This is a genomic window from Clostridium sp. CF012, from assembly GCF_018861755.1.
GTDB lineage: Bacteria > Bacillota > Clostridia > Clostridiales > Clostridiaceae > Clostridium_AD.
In genome coordinates, this window is sequence record NZ_JAHLEF010000013.1 from 1 (window position 1) to 16775 (window position 16775).

General features: G+C 32.1%; 17 protein-coding genes. 2 read left to right on the top strand and 15 right to left on the bottom strand.

Annotation, left to right across the window (positions count from 1 at the left end; all coding sequences use genetic code 11):
- Positions 1–146: 146 nt before the first annotated feature.
- Both KPL50_RS13040 and KPL50_RS13045 read right to left on the bottom strand, forming a co-directional pair.
- Positions 147–1010, bottom strand: coding sequence for a methionyl aminopeptidase (locus tag KPL50_RS13040; RefSeq protein ID WP_216298977.1), 864 nt, complete (start codon positions 1008–1010; stop codon positions 147–149).
- Positions 1011–1289: 279 nt separating this feature from the next.
- Positions 1290–2579 (bottom strand): CapA family protein, encoded by a 1290-nt coding sequence (locus KPL50_RS13045; protein WP_216298978.1) that lies wholly within the window; start codon positions 2577–2579, stop codon positions 1290–1292.
- A gap of 338 nt (positions 2580–2917) precedes the next feature.
- Here KPL50_RS13045 and KPL50_RS13050 point away from each other — a divergent pair, with 338 nt between their 5' ends.
- On the top strand, positions 2918–4036 hold the full coding sequence (locus tag KPL50_RS13050) for an HD-GYP domain-containing protein (protein ID WP_216298979.1): 1119 nt from the start codon (positions 2918–2920) through the stop codon (positions 4034–4036).
- Between the two features lie 213 nt (positions 4037–4249).
- Here the strand turns inward: KPL50_RS13050 and KPL50_RS13055 are convergent, their stop codons facing one another.
- The 7 genes from KPL50_RS13055 to proC form a co-directional block, all read right to left on the bottom strand.
- Positions 4250–4507 carry a hypothetical protein gene (locus KPL50_RS13055; RefSeq protein ID WP_216298980.1) on the bottom strand — a complete coding sequence of 86 codons (258 nt, stop codon included), beginning with the start codon at positions 4505–4507 and terminating at the stop codon, positions 4250–4252.
- Between the two features lie 285 nt (positions 4508–4792).
- Positions 4793–5488 (bottom strand): response regulator transcription factor, encoded by a 696-nt coding sequence (locus KPL50_RS13060; RefSeq protein ID WP_216298981.1) that lies wholly within the window; start codon positions 5486–5488, stop codon positions 4793–4795.
- Positions 5489–5497: 9 nt separating this feature from the next.
- Positions 5498–6940: a cell wall metabolism sensor histidine kinase WalK gene (locus tag KPL50_RS13065; protein WP_216298982.1), complete on the bottom strand. Its 1443-nt coding sequence runs from the start codon at positions 6938–6940 to the stop codon at positions 5498–5500.
- Positions 6941–6984: 44 nt separating this feature from the next.
- Positions 6985–7737, bottom strand: a complete 753-nt coding sequence (locus KPL50_RS13070) for an ABC transporter permease (protein WP_216298983.1) — start codon at positions 7735–7737, stop codon at positions 6985–6987.
- Positions 7724–8449 (bottom strand): ABC transporter ATP-binding protein, encoded by a 726-nt coding sequence (locus tag KPL50_RS13075; RefSeq protein WP_216298984.1) that lies wholly within the window; start codon positions 8447–8449, stop codon positions 7724–7726. The genes KPL50_RS13070 and KPL50_RS13075 overlap by 14 nt, the downstream gene beginning before the upstream one ends.
- 142 nt (positions 8450–8591) lie before the next feature.
- Positions 8592–9836 (bottom strand): hypothetical protein, encoded by a 1245-nt coding sequence (locus KPL50_RS13080; RefSeq protein WP_253200614.1) that lies wholly within the window; start codon positions 9834–9836, stop codon positions 8592–8594.
- Positions 9837–10098: 262 nt separating this feature from the next.
- Entirely contained in the window at positions 10099–10908 is an 810-nt protein-coding gene (proC, locus tag KPL50_RS13085; protein ID WP_216298985.1) for a pyrroline-5-carboxylate reductase, read from the bottom strand.
- Positions 10909–11140: 232 nt separating this feature from the next.
- On the opposite strand from proC, the gene KPL50_RS13090 reads away from it, so the two are divergent.
- Complete coding sequence (locus tag KPL50_RS13090) at positions 11141–11287, top strand: small, acid-soluble spore protein, alpha/beta type (RefSeq protein WP_216298986.1); 147 nt, start codon at positions 11141–11143, stop codon at positions 11285–11287.
- Between the two features lie 101 nt (positions 11288–11388).
- Here KPL50_RS13090 and KPL50_RS13095 read toward each other — a convergent pair whose 3' ends face one another.
- The 6 genes from KPL50_RS13095 to accB form a co-directional block, all read right to left on the bottom strand.
- On the bottom strand, positions 11389–12270 hold the full coding sequence (locus KPL50_RS13095; RefSeq protein WP_216298987.1) for a DegV family protein: 882 nt from the start codon (positions 12268–12270) through the stop codon (positions 11389–11391).
- Between the two features lie 175 nt (positions 12271–12445).
- Positions 12446–13396 carry an acetyl-CoA carboxylase carboxyltransferase subunit alpha gene (locus KPL50_RS13100; RefSeq protein WP_216298988.1) on the bottom strand — a complete coding sequence of 317 codons (951 nt, stop codon included), beginning with the start codon at positions 13394–13396 and terminating at the stop codon, positions 12446–12448.
- Positions 13397–13438: 42 nt separating this feature from the next.
- The gene (accD, locus tag KPL50_RS13105) at positions 13439–14299 is read right to left on the bottom strand and encodes an acetyl-CoA carboxylase, carboxyltransferase subunit beta (RefSeq protein WP_216298989.1); all 861 of its coding nucleotides are present in this window, start codon (positions 14297–14299) and stop codon (positions 13439–13441) included.
- A 62-nt stretch (positions 14300–14361) separates the two neighbouring features.
- A complete protein-coding gene (locus KPL50_RS13110) occupies positions 14362–15708 on the bottom strand; it encodes an acetyl-CoA carboxylase biotin carboxylase subunit (RefSeq protein WP_216298990.1) in 1347 nt (448 codons plus the stop codon).
- A gap of 32 nt (positions 15709–15740) precedes the next feature.
- Positions 15741–16187: a 3-hydroxyacyl-ACP dehydratase FabZ gene (gene fabZ / locus KPL50_RS13115; protein ID WP_216298991.1), complete on the bottom strand. Its 447-nt coding sequence runs from the start codon at positions 16185–16187 to the stop codon at positions 15741–15743.
- A gap of 69 nt (positions 16188–16256) precedes the next feature.
- The gene (gene accB, locus KPL50_RS13120) at positions 16257–16775 is read right to left on the bottom strand and encodes an acetyl-CoA carboxylase biotin carboxyl carrier protein (RefSeq protein WP_216298992.1); all 519 of its coding nucleotides are present in this window, start codon (positions 16773–16775) and stop codon (positions 16257–16259) included.

Here is a 16775-nt window from a genome sequence, read left to right on the forward strand (position 1 = left end):
ACTATACATATTCGACATAAACATCAAAAATCCTTTTTGAATTAAAAAATTGCTCAAAAAAAACGTCATCTCAAAATTGATGACGTTTCTTATAGTTTTTCAGTGGCCTCCAATTATTGGGGGTATTTTTAATATATACGATTGTTTTAAGTTAGTATCTCAAATCCAGTTTCAGTAACTCGTATAGTATGTTCCCACTGAGATGACAATGATCCATCTATTGTAACAGCTGTCCAATCATCTTCTAGTACATCGGCTTCTGGGCTACCAATATTGATCATAGGCTCAATAGTAAAGGTCATGTTAGGTAGTAATATCATACCTTCTCCCTTTTTGCCAATATGAGGTACGAAAGGTTCTTCATGAAATTCAATTCCAACGCCATGTCCTCCATAATCATATACTACAGAATATCCAAGACTTTCCGCATGCTTCTGAATTGCATTACCAATATCTCCAAGGGTATTGTAAGGTTTAACCTGCTGGATTCCCAAATCTAAACACTCTTTTGATACACGTACCAAATCTATTGCTTCTTTTGAAGCTTCCCCAATTATAAACATTCTATTGGCATCGCCGTAATAGCCATCTAATATGCAAGTCACATCCACATTAACTATATCGCCATCCTTTAGAACTGTATCATCCGGTATGCCATGACATATCACATCATTTATTGATGTACATACACTCTTAGGAAAACCACCGTAACCCAGTGGTGCTGGATACGCATTATGCTCAACAGTATATTCATGCACCCAAGTATTTATTTCATTTGTGGTTATTCCAACTTTTATTCGCTCAGAAACCATATCAAGTATCTCATGAGTTAACTTACAACTTTTTCTTATACCATCTATTTGTTCCTCTGTTTTCATTATATCCCTAGGTATTTTATAACCTACCTTTTGCTCTATATTACTTATAAATATATCCTGCTCCATATGACATTTTTTATATTTTTTACCACTGTCACACCAGCAAATATCATTTCGTGATAGTATGCTCATTATCTTTCCTCCCAATTAGAATTATTCAAGCCATCAATTACAACTACAATTTAGTTTAACATCATATGCTTATTTCTAAGTGATCTTAGATTTTTAAGATTATATGCTTATTGATAGTTTCACCTTTAATTATAGTTTATAATTACAAGTATTCAACCTTATTACAAAATCTTTTTTATAGACCCTAAAATAAGATAAAAAGGTGACCATATATAATAAGTTTGACACTGCACTTAACTTAACTTAACTTAACTTAATATCCTATCAGAAGGAAATGATTTAATTCATAACTTCTTTCGCTTCACCCTCTATTATTTCCGCACCTTCACCCATTAGTGTTCGAGTACTCTTCTCAGAATTTTCAGCTCTCCATACCTCTGTACTCTCATTAAGATTATATTTCCCTTTACTTGCTAGTGCGTCAGTTAATGGTAGAACTTCATAAACAAATTTATTGTTTTCAGTATACCTATGTACCCAAGTAGGTATATAAGATACTCCACTTATTGTAATATCATTAGATGCCACACTCTTTTTAATTTGTATATTTACAATAATCCCATCTTCAGTATATCTATTATTGGTTCTTTCATATTGTTGATTTGAAATAAAATTCCCCATTGAGTAGACCACCAAGGATCTTTTACCTGTTTTTTCTGAAGTTATAAATTCCATAGGTTGAATAACGTGTGGATGACTTCCTAAAATAATATCTACCCCATAATCGCACAATGCATTTGCAATACGTGTCTGATGAACATTAGGTGCTCTCTCATATTCATTCCCCCAGTGAATAAAGAAAACAATCGCTTCTGCCCCCTTACTTTTCATTTCATCAATTTGTGCTTTAATTTTACGCAAGTCCTCTTCAATGTGTTCATAACTAAAAGTATTTACTAAATCTACGACATCACTAGGTATTTCTATTGCATTTAGTGTTTTCTTTGCTCCCTTTCTTGGTGTTTCAAAGCTATAGCTTATAACTCCTAATTTTATGCCTTTGACTTCTTTTATTACGTAAGGCTTCTTCTGTAAATTCTCCCTTGTGCCAACAGCTATAAGGTTTCTTTTTTGGATTTCTTCAAGGGTGCTAAGAACTCCAGCACTGCCCCTGTCAATAGTATGATTGTTAATTGTCGATAATATGTCAAAGCCACTATTTTTCATAGCATCAACTATGCTACTAGGAGAATTAAAAAGTGGAAATCCTGAATATTTCTGCTTTTCACCAGCTAATGTAGTTTCAAAATTTGCAAGAGCAACATCTGCTGCTGCTATATGTGACTTAACATATTTAAAATTATTTTCGAAATTATATTCTCCCGTTTCCTCATTGAATTGTGCTTTTAGCTGATCTCCATGAACTAATATATCCCCTACGGCTAAAATGTTTACCACCTTATATTCGGCGTTCTCACTTACCGGTGCCTTTTTCTCAACCTCTTTTTTAATAACAAGTTGATTTTTATTTGATTTATAATTGCCACCCTGGAGATTAATAATTACTGTACTGATAAATGTAGCTACAAAGATGCATATGATTATTAGTATTTTAATAGATTTTTTCATATTATATCACCACTTTACATATTAATTAGATTAAAATCAGTTACAAACATATTATACCATTTATTATAAAATATGTATAATATTCGCAATTATATTTTTATCGTTTTTGGGGTGATATTATATATATTTTTACTAAAATTTATATTTAATGTATTAAAATATCTTATTTACCTGCTATTAATAATTAATACTGTGATTTCCCCTTTTAATAGTGTAAAATATATTATTATATACATATAACAAAACTTATCTTTAATATTAATTTTATTTTAATAATAAAACACATTAAAAATTAAATAGTATTGTTTGATTATATACATTTGGGGTGTGATATATTTATGAGACTTATACCAATAGAGTTTTCAAAACCAGGAGATTGTTTGGCTAAAACTATATTTGATAATGATGGAAGAGTTTTATTAAGAGAAGGTGTTATATTAACTGAAATTTTTTTAATAAGAATTAGACGTTTAAAAGTTTATTCTATTTATATTAATTATGAATATAGCGATATTATAATTGAGGATGTTATAAAACCTGAGTTACGCCAAAATGCTATAAAAGCCATAAAAGAAACCTTTTATAGCTTTGAAAAATATAGTTTATATTCTAGTAATACAAATTTCAATGAAAAAAAATTTGCCAAAGAAAAACAAACCTATTTCGAATCTATAGGATGTATTGCCAAAGATATAATTGACGAAATTATAAGCAAGAAAAATGTAATGATTAATTTGGTAGACATTAAAAGCATGGATAATTATACCTATCAACATTCTGTAAACGTAGCTGTGATTTCTCTGGTACTCGGAGTTCAATTACAATTAAATCAAAATGATCTTTACACTTTATGTATGGGTGCATTGATACATGACATAGGTAAGGTCCTTATTCCAAAAGATATAGTTTTAAAGCCTGGCCCCTTAACCCATGAAGAGTTTGAGCTTATAAAGCAGCATACTACAAAAGGCTATGATTACTTAAAAGGTTGTTTGGATATATCTGCTCCCACTAGAATTGTTGCTCTTCAACATCATGAAAAAATGGATGGACACGGGTATCCCGATAATGTAAAGAATAAATCTATAAATAGATTTGCTAGAATTGTTGCTATTGCCGATGTGTATGATGCACTAACTTCGGATAGACCTTATAGAAAGGCTATGAGTCCTAATGATGCTGTAGAATATATACCGGCCCATGGAGATACTCAATTTGATTATGAAATGGTTAAAGCATTTTCTAAGGCAGTTGTTCCTTACCCACCTGAAACCCTAGTAAAACTAAACACTGGTGATATTGGTGTTGTAACCGCTGTATTTCCTAACTTTGGTTTAAGACCAGAAGTTAAAATTATAAAAAGAGGGTCCGCCGCCAATTCAAGAGAGGTTGGATCTCCGGTTTCATTAGTGGATCAATTGGATATTGTAATTCAAAACATTGAATTTGCTATTTAATATTCTATAAGTATGTCTTAATTATCCGTTAAGTCATACGCTGGGTTGTAATATTAACCACTATTTTAACTTAAACGCTATAAAGGATATTCTGAAATATCAGAATATCCTTTTATATTAAAAATCATAAATTAACTTAATCAATCAGGTCTAGGCTACTCAACTCACTTTATATTTCCTAAAAGCCTCTATTCCTTAGCCCTGGGAATCTTACTATATAATCCTTTTATGATTCTCATATTTGTTAGAACCAGCATTGGCTACTAGATTATTATTAGCTATTTCTGTAGCTTCTTCAATATTCTTAGCCTTAAACATTATAGTTCCACCATTTCTATTATACATCCCACCACAAATTAGATACTTAGAAGAATGATTAACCTTGCTTGTACTTTCAGTATAAGTTATTGCTAAACTGTCATTACCCTCTTGTGAATAATTAATCTTAACCCATAAATCCTTTGTTTCCATATTGTTTTACCTCCAGTTAAATAATCCACTAAAGTGGTCCATAAAATACAATAGCTATATATTAAAAAATACTTTACAGGTATTTTTACCCTTAATACTATATTCATATTATAGCGAACGTTTGTTCGTAAGTCAATAGATTTTGTAAATTTTTAAGATCTTTGTTAAATATATATGCTTGTCCTATGATATTTATTACTCATATTAAACATTACCAGTAAACCTTATTACCCGTATATCCAAAAAATACCACCGATTAGAAAAAGCACAAGTTTAGAATATATTTTATACCCTAAGCCTGTACCCAGTGCCCCAAACGGTTTCAATATATTGAGGATTCGATGTAGATGATTCAATTTTTTCTCTCACTCTTCCAATATGTACTGTAACAGTTGCAGTATCTCCTATAGCATCAAATCCCCAAATTTTTTCAAATAATTCATCTTTGCTAAATACTCTGTTGGGATTTTCAGCTAGATACAGCAATAGGTCAAATTCCTTTTGAGCTAAATTTATTGTCTCACCATTCATAAATACCTGTCTGCAATCCTTTTTTATTTCTAGACCTCTTATTATAATCGTACTATTTTTGACGCCGCCTTTAAATTTATTCTTTATTCTTTCGTAATTTCTAAGATGTGACTTAACCCTAGCCACAAGTTCACTGGGATTGAAGGGCTTTGTAATATAATCATCCGCACCAAGACTGAGCCCCTTAATTTTATCAATATCTTCCTTTTTTGCAGAAACCATTAAAACTGGAATGTCTTTCTCCTCTTGCAAACTACGCAGAATAGTATATCCATCTATTTTAGGAAGCATAACATCCAGAATTAGCAAGTCAAATCCATTGGTTTTTAATGCATTTAGTCCGTCTACACCGTTGTTACATATCTTAACTTCAAAGCCTTCCAGCTCTAAATAGTCTTTTTCCAGTTCAGCAATGCATTCATCATCTTCAACTATTAAAATTCTTTTCATATTAATCCTCTACCCTTCTGATATTTTTCCAAATGATATCAAAATGCTTGTACCCTTACTTTCATGACTCACTGCCCATATTTTTCCTTTATGGCCCTCTACAATTTGTTTTGCAATGGCAAGTCCAAGTCCACTTCCACTTGCTTCACTTCTTGCGCAGTCTGCTCTGTAAAATCTGTCAAAAATTTTATTTACATCCTTCTCGTCAATACCAGAGCCATTATCCCTTATCTCAATAATAATACTAGAATTAGTTTCTCGAAGCATTATTGTAATTTCCCCTTGCTCTTTATCCATATATTTATGAGCATTATCAATTATATTTAGTATAACCCTCATCAATCTTTCTCTATCAATTTTAACGTATTTTGATGCTTTCAGGTCGTTTTTTAAACAAATTTTTATATTTGATTTTTCTAGTTCTAGCGCACTCTCATGAATACAGTAATTAAAGTAATCTATAATATCCGTTTTTTCAAAGTTAAATGGAAGTTGGCTCAAATCTAATTTAGAGTATAACAATAAGTCATCAATCATAACATCCATCTGCTCCGCCTTAGAATAAACAGTTTTTAAATAACGTTCTGCCTTTTCAGGAGTGTTCGCAACCCCATCTAAAATACCCTTAACATAGCCTTTTATTGAGGTTATAGGTGTTTTAAGATCATGGGATATACTAGATACTAGCATTGTCCTATTATCATCGTACTTCTGTTTCAAAATAATAGAATCCTTAAGTTGTATTCTCATCTTTTCAAAATCAGCACATAAATCCACAATTTCTTGGTCACCAACTTCAGTAATTTCAATGCTTAAGTCACCCTTACTAATGTCTCCTACTGCTATTTTTAAAAGAGATAATGGTTTTATTATCCTTTTTGAGAGCAGATAGGACATAACTATGTTAACCGCTATAAAAGTCGTAAGGAATATCACAAGGATAAATATAATAAACTTTTCAAGAATACCTGCATACTCAAAAGTTGGTGCCAATAAAATGGCATGTCCTATCACATCATCTTTAAATCTAATTGGTGCTACTTCCACCATGTAGGCTTTAGAATCAATTACAACTATTTTCTTTTGAGCTTTACTTTCAGATTCTAATAAACATTTTTCTATATCAATTTTATTTACATCCTTAGAAGTGAAAATAACAGTATTATTTTTAAGAATTATAAGATCTCCATCTATATTTGCTAGCTTCTGGTGCAAATACTTCTGAAACTTTGGATCTTCTATATCCTCAGAATTTTGTTTCCATATTACACTTTTAGTATCAGATAACTCCGTTTTTATAGATATAAATTTTTTAAAATTATCATAACCTAAATCCCTATTAAACATCTTTGAGGATACAAAAATAAATAGGAATGCAGCTATAATTGTAATTGCAAAAGGTATTACTATAGTTATAGTATTGGAAAGAAGTAACCGCTTTTTTATGTTCATCCCTATCACCTCAAAAATCCCTTAAATTAGTTTAATTTCAACTTTTAAAATTCTTTTTTATCAAATAAATAATATCCCGCTGTAAAAAATATTATACCATAACTGAGCATCATCATAAACTGAAGAAAGATTTTAAAAGTAGGAATAGTCTCCATAAGGAACAGTGTATACCAGTTCAACATTGAGGTAATAAATATTCCAGAAAGTCTATAAAATATAATTCCTAGTCCTTTAAACGTAACGAAAACAAAAATAGAGAGGAAAAATACGCTTATCCCACTTCTAATTATATTTGTGAAAAACACGATTATTATGGATAAAATAGCCATAGGAATTAATGTTACAACGTAAGAAATTAAGATTTTTAAAACATTTCCTATAGAAAAGGAGTTTGAATTAAAAAGACAGCCAGCTAGTATTGAAAAAACCATTACAAATAAAAGGTTGGCAAGTATAAATAACATAATTGCAGTTAATTTTGCGCTGTAAAACTTCAATCTTGAAATGGGTCTGGTAAGTGCTATCTTCATAGTATTTTGTGAAAATTCTCCTGAAAAGCTTTCTATGGTAACAAGCGCCGTAAATAGAGGAAGAATTGTATTTACTACTACTGATAGTACCATTATAGGAAAGTCCATACTAGAAACCCCGCGCAGTCCAAAACCAGTTCTCAATACCACCATGGATAACTGTCCTATTATGATGAAAATAAGTGATATAATCACCGCAACCAAAACTTTTTTTCTTTTATATAGTTTTTCAATCTCATTTGTTAAAGCAGCTTTAAATTCTACCATTTCTTTCTACCTCGCTAACAAAATAATTTTCAAGGGAAGCATAATTGTTTAATATATTTTTCATTGTATCAACATTAAGCATTTTCCCATCGTATAGTACACCAATATTAGTACAAGTAAGTTCCACATCATGAATAAGATGGCTTGAGATGAAAAATGTAGCTTTTTCTTTTTCTACCAAATCTTTTATTATATTCCTCATAGAAATCATTCCTTCAACATCAAGCCCATTTAAGGGTTCGTCTAAAATAATAACTTCTGGACGAGATAAAATTGCAGCGGAAATTCCTAATCTTTGTTTCATCCCAAGTGAAAATTTTCTTGGTTTCTCATTTTTATATTTTAACATTCCCGTAAGTTCTAAAACTTCATTAATTCTCTCGTCATCAACATCTTTATAATATCTTGAAAATTGTTTTAAATTCTCATAAGCCGTTAAATATAGATAGGATTCTGCTGTTTCTATAATACAACCTACCTTTTGCATTGCAAGCTCATGTTCTTCCAATATACTATGTCCTAAAATTTTAACATCTCCACTGTCTGGTTTTATAAGTCCCGTCATGATTTTCATAGCAGTCGTCTTACCTGCACCGTTGGGTCCCAAAAATCCAAAGATATCGCCTTTATGTATATCAAGGTTAATATCTGTTATACCTCTTCCATTTTTGTATATCTTGGAAAGGTTTTTGATTTCAATAACTTTATCCATTTATATACCTCCCAAATTTAGTAGCCACATGAAAATAAATAGCAAGCCAGTATAATAGATATTTCACTTGTTATTTATTTTCATATGCCATATTTGTATGTTTTTTAGAGTTCCAAGCCTTTAATGCTAGTGAACTTATTTATTATTTAAATACCTTACTGAATTGGCCATCAGAAATCACATTTCCACTTCTGCTTCCATCTAAATTAAAGTATATTTTTGCTGATCGTGCATCGATTGATATATTACCTTTCGTAGCATTATTTGAATCGCCCTGAGCATTGAAATTTGCATTTAATTTGTTGTTTTCATCAAATTTTGCTTCAAACTTAAAGTCATCCTTATCCGTTGCATATTGTTCGTATCCCTTTGCATATTCTATATAATGCCTTACGCTAATACCCTTATTGTCTACTGCAGTAACATCTAAGAGTTCTTCACCTATTTTTACAAACGTTTCTCCCTTATCAATTAAAATATCTGTTTTATATTTTCCTATATATTTTCCAGGATTAGATAATTTGCTATAATCTTGTTCTATATTTTTTTCTACCTTCTTACCAGAAAGATCAGGTTTATTAACCTTAGTTGAGTTAAGACTCGTCACCTTCGCTAGTAACTCGAATGTCAATTTATGCTCTGTGCCTTTTTCATCTTTACCAGAAATTATTCCACTTCCAAGAACACTTTGAATTAACCCTTCTTTAGTTGTTACCATATTCCCCTTAACTTCTTTCACAAATACATCCTTTGTTAATTGAGGCCTGCTGCTCTCATTATCAGTCCTGTATCCCAATTGGCTCTTAGATTGAAGAGATACCACTGCGTTAATGAGGGCCGGTATTTGTGCTTCGCTAAGTGATCCAGATAAAGTCTTCGTTCCATCTGAATTTTCAGTAACTACAACAGCATCTTTTAAATTACCCACAAGTGCATCTACAATTTTTTCCATATCACCAGCTTCTTTTTCTTTAAAAGGGTTGTTAGAAGCTATGTTTTCACGAGGGGTTTTGAAATCACTTGTATAATAAACATTTTGTTCACTGTTTTTAAATATAGAACTATTTTTGTCAGAGTAGTTATAATCCTCTGTCTTTTTTGAACCCTCCAGTCTAGTTGATACGGTTTCCTTAGCTCCATTTTTCACATCAACTTTATCAAGGGAATTTTGAGAATAAATAACAGTAGCATTATCCTTTAGAATAATCGAGATGTCCATAGTATAGCTTGAAAGCTTCGTGGTACAACTTTCTGCTGTATATTTAAAAGAATCCTTAAGCTGATCATATCCACTTTTTGTTAATATTTGAGCCATCGCTGTAGTTGTAAACATTATGGTACCTATAGCGAAACTTATGATGGTTGCTGTTTTTTTATTTAATTTCATATTGTAAAATCTCCTTTTGCTTTAAATTTACTTTTTACCATGAAAGTCTTTCATAATTCTATTTTAAAGTACATGTCTCTACTTTCTATAAACAAATTATAAACAAAGTATAAACTCTCTTCCACGCTATAGCAACTCCACTCTACTTCGTTGAACTATATTGTGTGTTAGCTTTCAATACTACTTTCCTAAAAAATATTCGGATGCTAAAAAACAGCCTAAGAAATCAAAAATTTACTCTTAGGCTGTTTTGCAATTAATATTATTTTTTACCCATCTTAATTGCCTTTTCGCTGCAACTCTCCATAGCTGAAATTACTGAGCCTCTAAAATTATTCTTTTCTAAGGTATATACTGCCGCTATAGTAGCTCCTCCTGGGGAACATACATTATCTTTAAGTTTACCTGGGTGTTCTCCTGTTTCTATCACCATTTTAGCTGCTCCTAGTACTGCTTGAGCTGCCATTCTATATGCCTTGTCTCTTGGCATTCCCTGAAGCACAGCGCCATCTCCTAAAGCTTCAATGAACATATATACATAAGCAGGGGATGAACCACTTACCGCTGGCACTACATCAATAAGATTTTCCTCTAATATTTCTATTCTTCCAAAGCTTTCAAAAACCTTTACTACCTCTTGCAATTCCTCTTTAGTTATATTTTTATTAGCACACAGCGCACTCATTCCCTCGCCTACAAGCGCTGGGGTATTTGGCATAGTTCTTATAACCTTTACAGTGGATCCCAGTGCATTACTCATACTCTCTAGCGTTATCCCTGCAGCTATAGTCACTATAACTACCTCATTCTTCAAATATGGTTTTATTTCATCAATAACCTCAAAATATTTATTAGGCTTTATAGCCAGTATTACTATATCAGAAACCTTTGCGACTTCCACATTGTCCAAAGTTACTAAAATATTATATTCTTCTTTTGCCTTATTTAAACTCTTATCTGATGGATTACTTGCTATTATTTTTTCACTAGGAACTAAATTAGATTTTACTATTCCACCTATCATAGCTTGTGCCATATTGCCGCAACCTATAAATCCTATTGTCTTATTCATAATGCTTCCTCCTAAGTAGTTTTCTTATTAATACTAATTATATCATTAAAATCACATTCAAATAAATAATAAATCCACAGGCTAATCTATTTATTTTTATATTAATAAAATACACTATTATGGAATACATTTCATAATAGTGGTTATATTATTAATGAAAATATTTATTAGCAAGAGACAAAGCAATCAATAATTGTTTTCTACTCTTGAGCAATACAAGGAGGTTTATTCAATGGCACATAAAGACAACAAAAACAGCAAAGATAATAAAAAAGCTAATCCAAAAACAAAACAAGAATTATCTAAAATGAGAATGGAAACTGCAAATGAAATAGGCGTTTCTAAAGAATCTAAAAAATTAGGAAAAGAAACAGAATAGTTTTCTACACTATAAAAGGGAGATGCCAAGTGGCATCCCCCTTTTACTTTATTAAATAAAATTATAATTGCGATTTTATTGCCCACAATATAGTTTAGCCCCTATCTTTCATCGGCTATAAAATATAATCCTAATATTTCTGGTCCCGTATGAGACCCTATGGCTGTACCCACATAATTTAAAATGACGTCTTTAACATTTCCATTCTCGCGAACCAAGGCCTCAAGCGTTAATGCATCTTCAATACAATCCCCATGACCTATTGCAATAACTTGTGATACATTTGGATTTGTTCTTTCTTTAAATTTTTCAACTAAGGTGTTTATTGCCTTTTTTCTTCCTCTACATTTAGAAAAAGGAGTTAGCCTTCCCTCATTGTCCATAAATAGAACAGGTTTTATATTTAACAAGGTACCAACGGTTGCAGCAGAACTGGATATTCTTCCACCTCTTTTTAAATGATTTAAATCATTAACTGTAAACCAATGATTAATCTTAAGTTTATTTTCTTCAAGCCAAGTAACTATTTCATCCTTATAATTTCCATTTTTTATCATTTCATAAGCATAATAAACTAAAAGTCCTTGCCCAAGGCTTGCACATTTACTATCAACTATACTTATATCTGCCTCTGGGAAGTCTTCAAGTATTGTTTCTCTTGCTATATTCGCACTATTTATAGTTCCTGATAATCCAGAAGACATGGCAATATATATAATAGATTTTTTTGCCGATACATACTTACTAAACACCTCTACATATCTTTGGCTATTTATCTGTGAGGTAGTAGGCATTTCTCCTTGCCTTAAAGCATCATAAAAACCCTTACGAATAAAATTTTTCCCAAAGTCATCCTCTATTGCTTCACCTTTAAAATTACATACTAAACCTATGGGCACTATATCTTCTTGTTCAATATAATCTAAAGGTAAATCGCATCCTGAATCTATTACTAAAATTGTAGCACTATGTGTTTTACTCATAACTCAATTCCCCTTTGCCATTCTGGTAAATATTATTCTCTTCTCTATTATGTATGATTTATACATACACTTCAATACCAAAAAAAAGAAAAGTATATATACTTTTCTTAAACACACCAAAATCAAACACATTAATTATTCAATTAATCTATTATTTATTCTTTGAACCTACTATTTATTCTACTACTTTGCCAATCTTTCTAAATTTATAATATCTTTTGGTAAGTAATGATTCTATGGGCTCTCTTATTAATCTATTAATTGACTCCTCTAAATTACGCTTAATACTTAATGCCATCTCATCTACATTAGTATGTGCTCCTCCTAGAGGCTCTTTTATAATTCTATCTATTATTCCAAAATTAATTAAATCTTGAGCTGTTATTTTCATTGTATTAGCGGCTTCCTTTGCCCTGCTTGCATCTTTAAATAATATACTAGCAAAACCCTCCGGTGATAAAATAGAATAAATTGCATGTTCTAGCATCCAAACCTCATCCGCTACCGCTAGCGCCAAAGCTCCACCACTTCCACCTTCTCCTATGACTATGGAGATTACTGGTGTTTTTAAATTTGACATTTCCATAAGATTTCTAGCAATCGCTTCGCCCTGGCCTCTTTCTTCTGCACCTAGTCCACAATATGCCCCTGGAGTATCTACAAGACAAATAACTGGTCTTTTGAATTTTTCTGCCTGTTTCATAAGTCTTAAGGCTTTTCTATATCCTTCTGGATTTGGCATCCCAAAGTTTCTCTTTATATTTTCTTTTGTGTTATTTCCCTTTTGCTGAGCTATAACGGTTACTGGAATACCATTAAGTAGTGCAATTCCACCTACAATAGCCGAATCATCACCATAATATCTATCTCCATGTAGCTCCATAAAGTTTTCAAAAATTCTATTTATATAATCAAGAGCAGTAGGACGTTCCACAAGCCTTGCAATGCTTACTTTATCCCAGGCAGTTAAATTTTTATAGGCTTCCTTTTGCATATTATAGAGCTTAACTTCCATCTGTCTTATTTCTTTTCCTAAATCCATATTTTGCTCTGTTGCTAAATTCTTAAGTTCATCAATTTTACTTTTAAGTTCATACATGTGCTTTTCAAAAGGTAAAGTTCCCATAAAATCTCCTCCCTATCGTTACTTTTTGTCAATCTATATTAGCTATGAATGAATTTTCAGTATCTCAGTTAATGTCTCCTTCATAGCTTTTCTATCCACGACCTTATCTATGAAACCCTTTTGAAGCAGAAATTCAGCCCTTTGAAAGCCATCCGGCAATTGCTGCTTTATTGTTTGTTCTATAACTCTTTTACCTGCAAACCCTATTAGTGCATTGGGCTCAGCTATTATTATATCTCCAAGCATTGCAAAACTTGCTGTAACTCCTCCGGTGGTGGGGTCAGTAAGAACCGTTACATAAAGGCACCCTTTTTCATTATGTCTTGCAATAGCAGCACTTGTTTTAGCCATTTGCATTAAAGAGTATATACCTTCCTGCATCCTAGCTCCCCCTGAGGCTGTAAATATAATAATTGGCTTTTTAGCATCTGTTGCGTTTTCAATAGCCCTTGTAATTTTCTCTCCAACAACGGAACCCATGCTTCCCATCATGAAATTACTGTCCATTACTGCAATTACTGTAGTCTGGCCATTTATCTTTCCTTCACCAGTTATTACAGCTTCATTTAGTAATGTTTTCGCTCTTAGATCTTTAAGTTTATTTTCATATCCTTCAAAATCTATAGGATTATCTGAAATCATATCCTTATCGTATTCTATAAAAGTTCCACTATCTATAGTGTAATTTATTCTTTCTCTAGATCCAATCCTAAAATGTGTTCTACAATTCTCACAGGTCATTATACTGCTTTCTAAATCCTTATTATAAAGGATCTTACCGCAAGTTTCACATTTAACCCACATTCCGGTAGGAATATTAGGTTTTTTCTCGCCATCTTCATTTTCTAAATTCTTGACCTCAATATACTTACTCTTTTTAAATATACGTTTAAACTCAAACATATAGCTACCCCTTTCTAAAAACATACCTACACTACAATTTATAGCATGAATTTAGCTGCTTTTTAAAGATTTTTAAATTCTTTACTAATGAAGCTAGTATCAAATTTCCCTTTTATAAAATTTTCATTATTTACTATTTTAAATTGGAAGTCTATATTAGTATCCACACCTTCGATTATAAACTCTCCGAGGGCTCTTCTCATTTTACATAGTGCTTCCTGCCTATCTTTTCCGTGTACAATTAGTTTTCCTATCATAGAGTCATAGGTAGGCGGAATTTTATACCCTTGATATGCTGCACTATCAATTCTTACTCCATTTCCTCCTGGAAGATGAAGTGATTTTATTTCACCTGGACAAGGCATGAAATTTTTATTTGGATTTTCTGCATTTATTCTACATTCAATAGCATGCCCCTCAATTTTTATATCCTTTTGTTTATAAGGAAGCATTTGTCCCGAAGCAATCATTATCTGAGCTTTAACTAAATCTACCCCTGTTATCATTTCCGTTATCGGATGCTCTACCTGAATTCGCGTATTCATCTCCATAAAATAGTATTTACCATACTTATCTAATAAAAACTCTATGGTTCCAGCATTTTTATAATTAATAGACTTAGTTGCTTTAACCGCAACATCACCCATCTGTTTTCTAAGTTCCTGCGTCATTGCAGGTCCTGGTGCCTCTTCTATTACCTTCTGATTCCGCCTTTGGACAGAACAGTCTCTCTCTCCAAGATGAATAACATTTCCATGCTCATCTGCAAGTATTTGAAACTCTATATGCCTTGGCTCTTCTATGAATTTCTCCATATACATTGTATCATCACCAAAAGCTGTTTTTGACTCTGTTTTAGCAGTATTATATGCATTTATTAGATCCTCTACTTTTGTAACAACTCTTATACCTCGTCCCCCGCCACCTGCTGAAGCTTTTATCATTACAGGGTATCCTATTTTCTCAGCGCAGCTTATGGCATCCGCTTCTGAGGCAACCTCTCCATCTGATCCAGGTACTACTGGTACTCCAGCCTTTATCATAATTTCCCGTGCCTTTAGCTTATTACCCATATTATCGATATTTTGTGAATCTGGCCCTATAAACTTTATATTACACTCTTCACACATCTGTGCAAATTTACTGTTTTCAGATAAAAATCCAAATCCAGGATGAATTGCTTCTGCACCTGTAAGCACTGTGGCACTTAGGATATTTTGCATGTTTAAATAACTATCCTTAGATTTAGCTGGTCCTATACATATAGCCTCATCTGCCATTTGTGTATGAAGGGCAGTTTTATCTACCTCAGAATATACTGCCACAGTTTGAATTCCCATCTCATGACAAGCTCGAATTATTCTTACTGCTATTTCGCCTCTATTAGCAATTAATATCTTCTTAAACATATTATTTACCTTCCCTGTACTTAAAATTATTATTAGATCCCTACTGCAAATGTAATTTCAGCTTCTGCAACCTTTGCTCCATTTACTGTAGCTACTGCCTTTCCAATTCCAACAGGTCCCTTCATTTTGATTATTTCTACCTCAAGCCTTAGTACATCTCCTGGAACAACTTTTTTTCTAAACCTAGCTTTATTAATACCACCAAAGTAAGCAATTTTACCTTTGTACTCTTCCATACTTAAAAGAGCTACTGCTCCAACCTGTGCAAGAGCCTCAATTATTATTACACCTGGAAGTACAGGCTCTGTGGGAAAATGACCTTGGAAGAAATACTCATTCATAGTAATATTCTTATACCCTACAGCTCTTTTTCCTGGCTCTAATTCCTCTACTTTATCCACGAATAAAAATGGATACCTATGAGGAATAATCTCTTGAATTTGTTTTATATTTAAAGTAGTACCTTTTATATTTTCCATTTTATCGCTTCCACCTTTCACTAATATAAATCAGTGGACAGATTATAACCCTAAACTGCTTTGCCTCCACTATTTTTTACGTATTTTAAACAATGGCTGTCCGTACTCTACCATATCCTCATTTAAAACTAACACTTCTACAATTTCTCCATCTACTTCACTTTCAATTTCATTCATAAGCTTCATAGCTTCTAAAATACAAAGTGTATCTCCTTTTTTGACCACAGAACCAACTTTTACGAAATTTTGTGCTTCATCACTAGGTGAGGAATACATAGTTCCAACAATTGGTGATTTAACTACAAATAGATTTTCATCAGGTATTATATTTGCTACAGTTTCTATAGTACTAGCTATATTGCTTTGTATTTTCTCTGCGGCCCTTTGATTTGTAGCTATAATTTCTCTATTTAACGCATCATTAATAACGGATTCAGCAGGTGAAACATTTACAGGAATTCTTTCTACTACCACCTGCTCTTCTTTTTTCTCCATCTTTATTCTGATACCTTCTGTCTCAATTTCAAAGGATGTAAGCTGTGACTCACTAACGGTTTTTATTAACTCCTGAATATTTTTATAATCCAT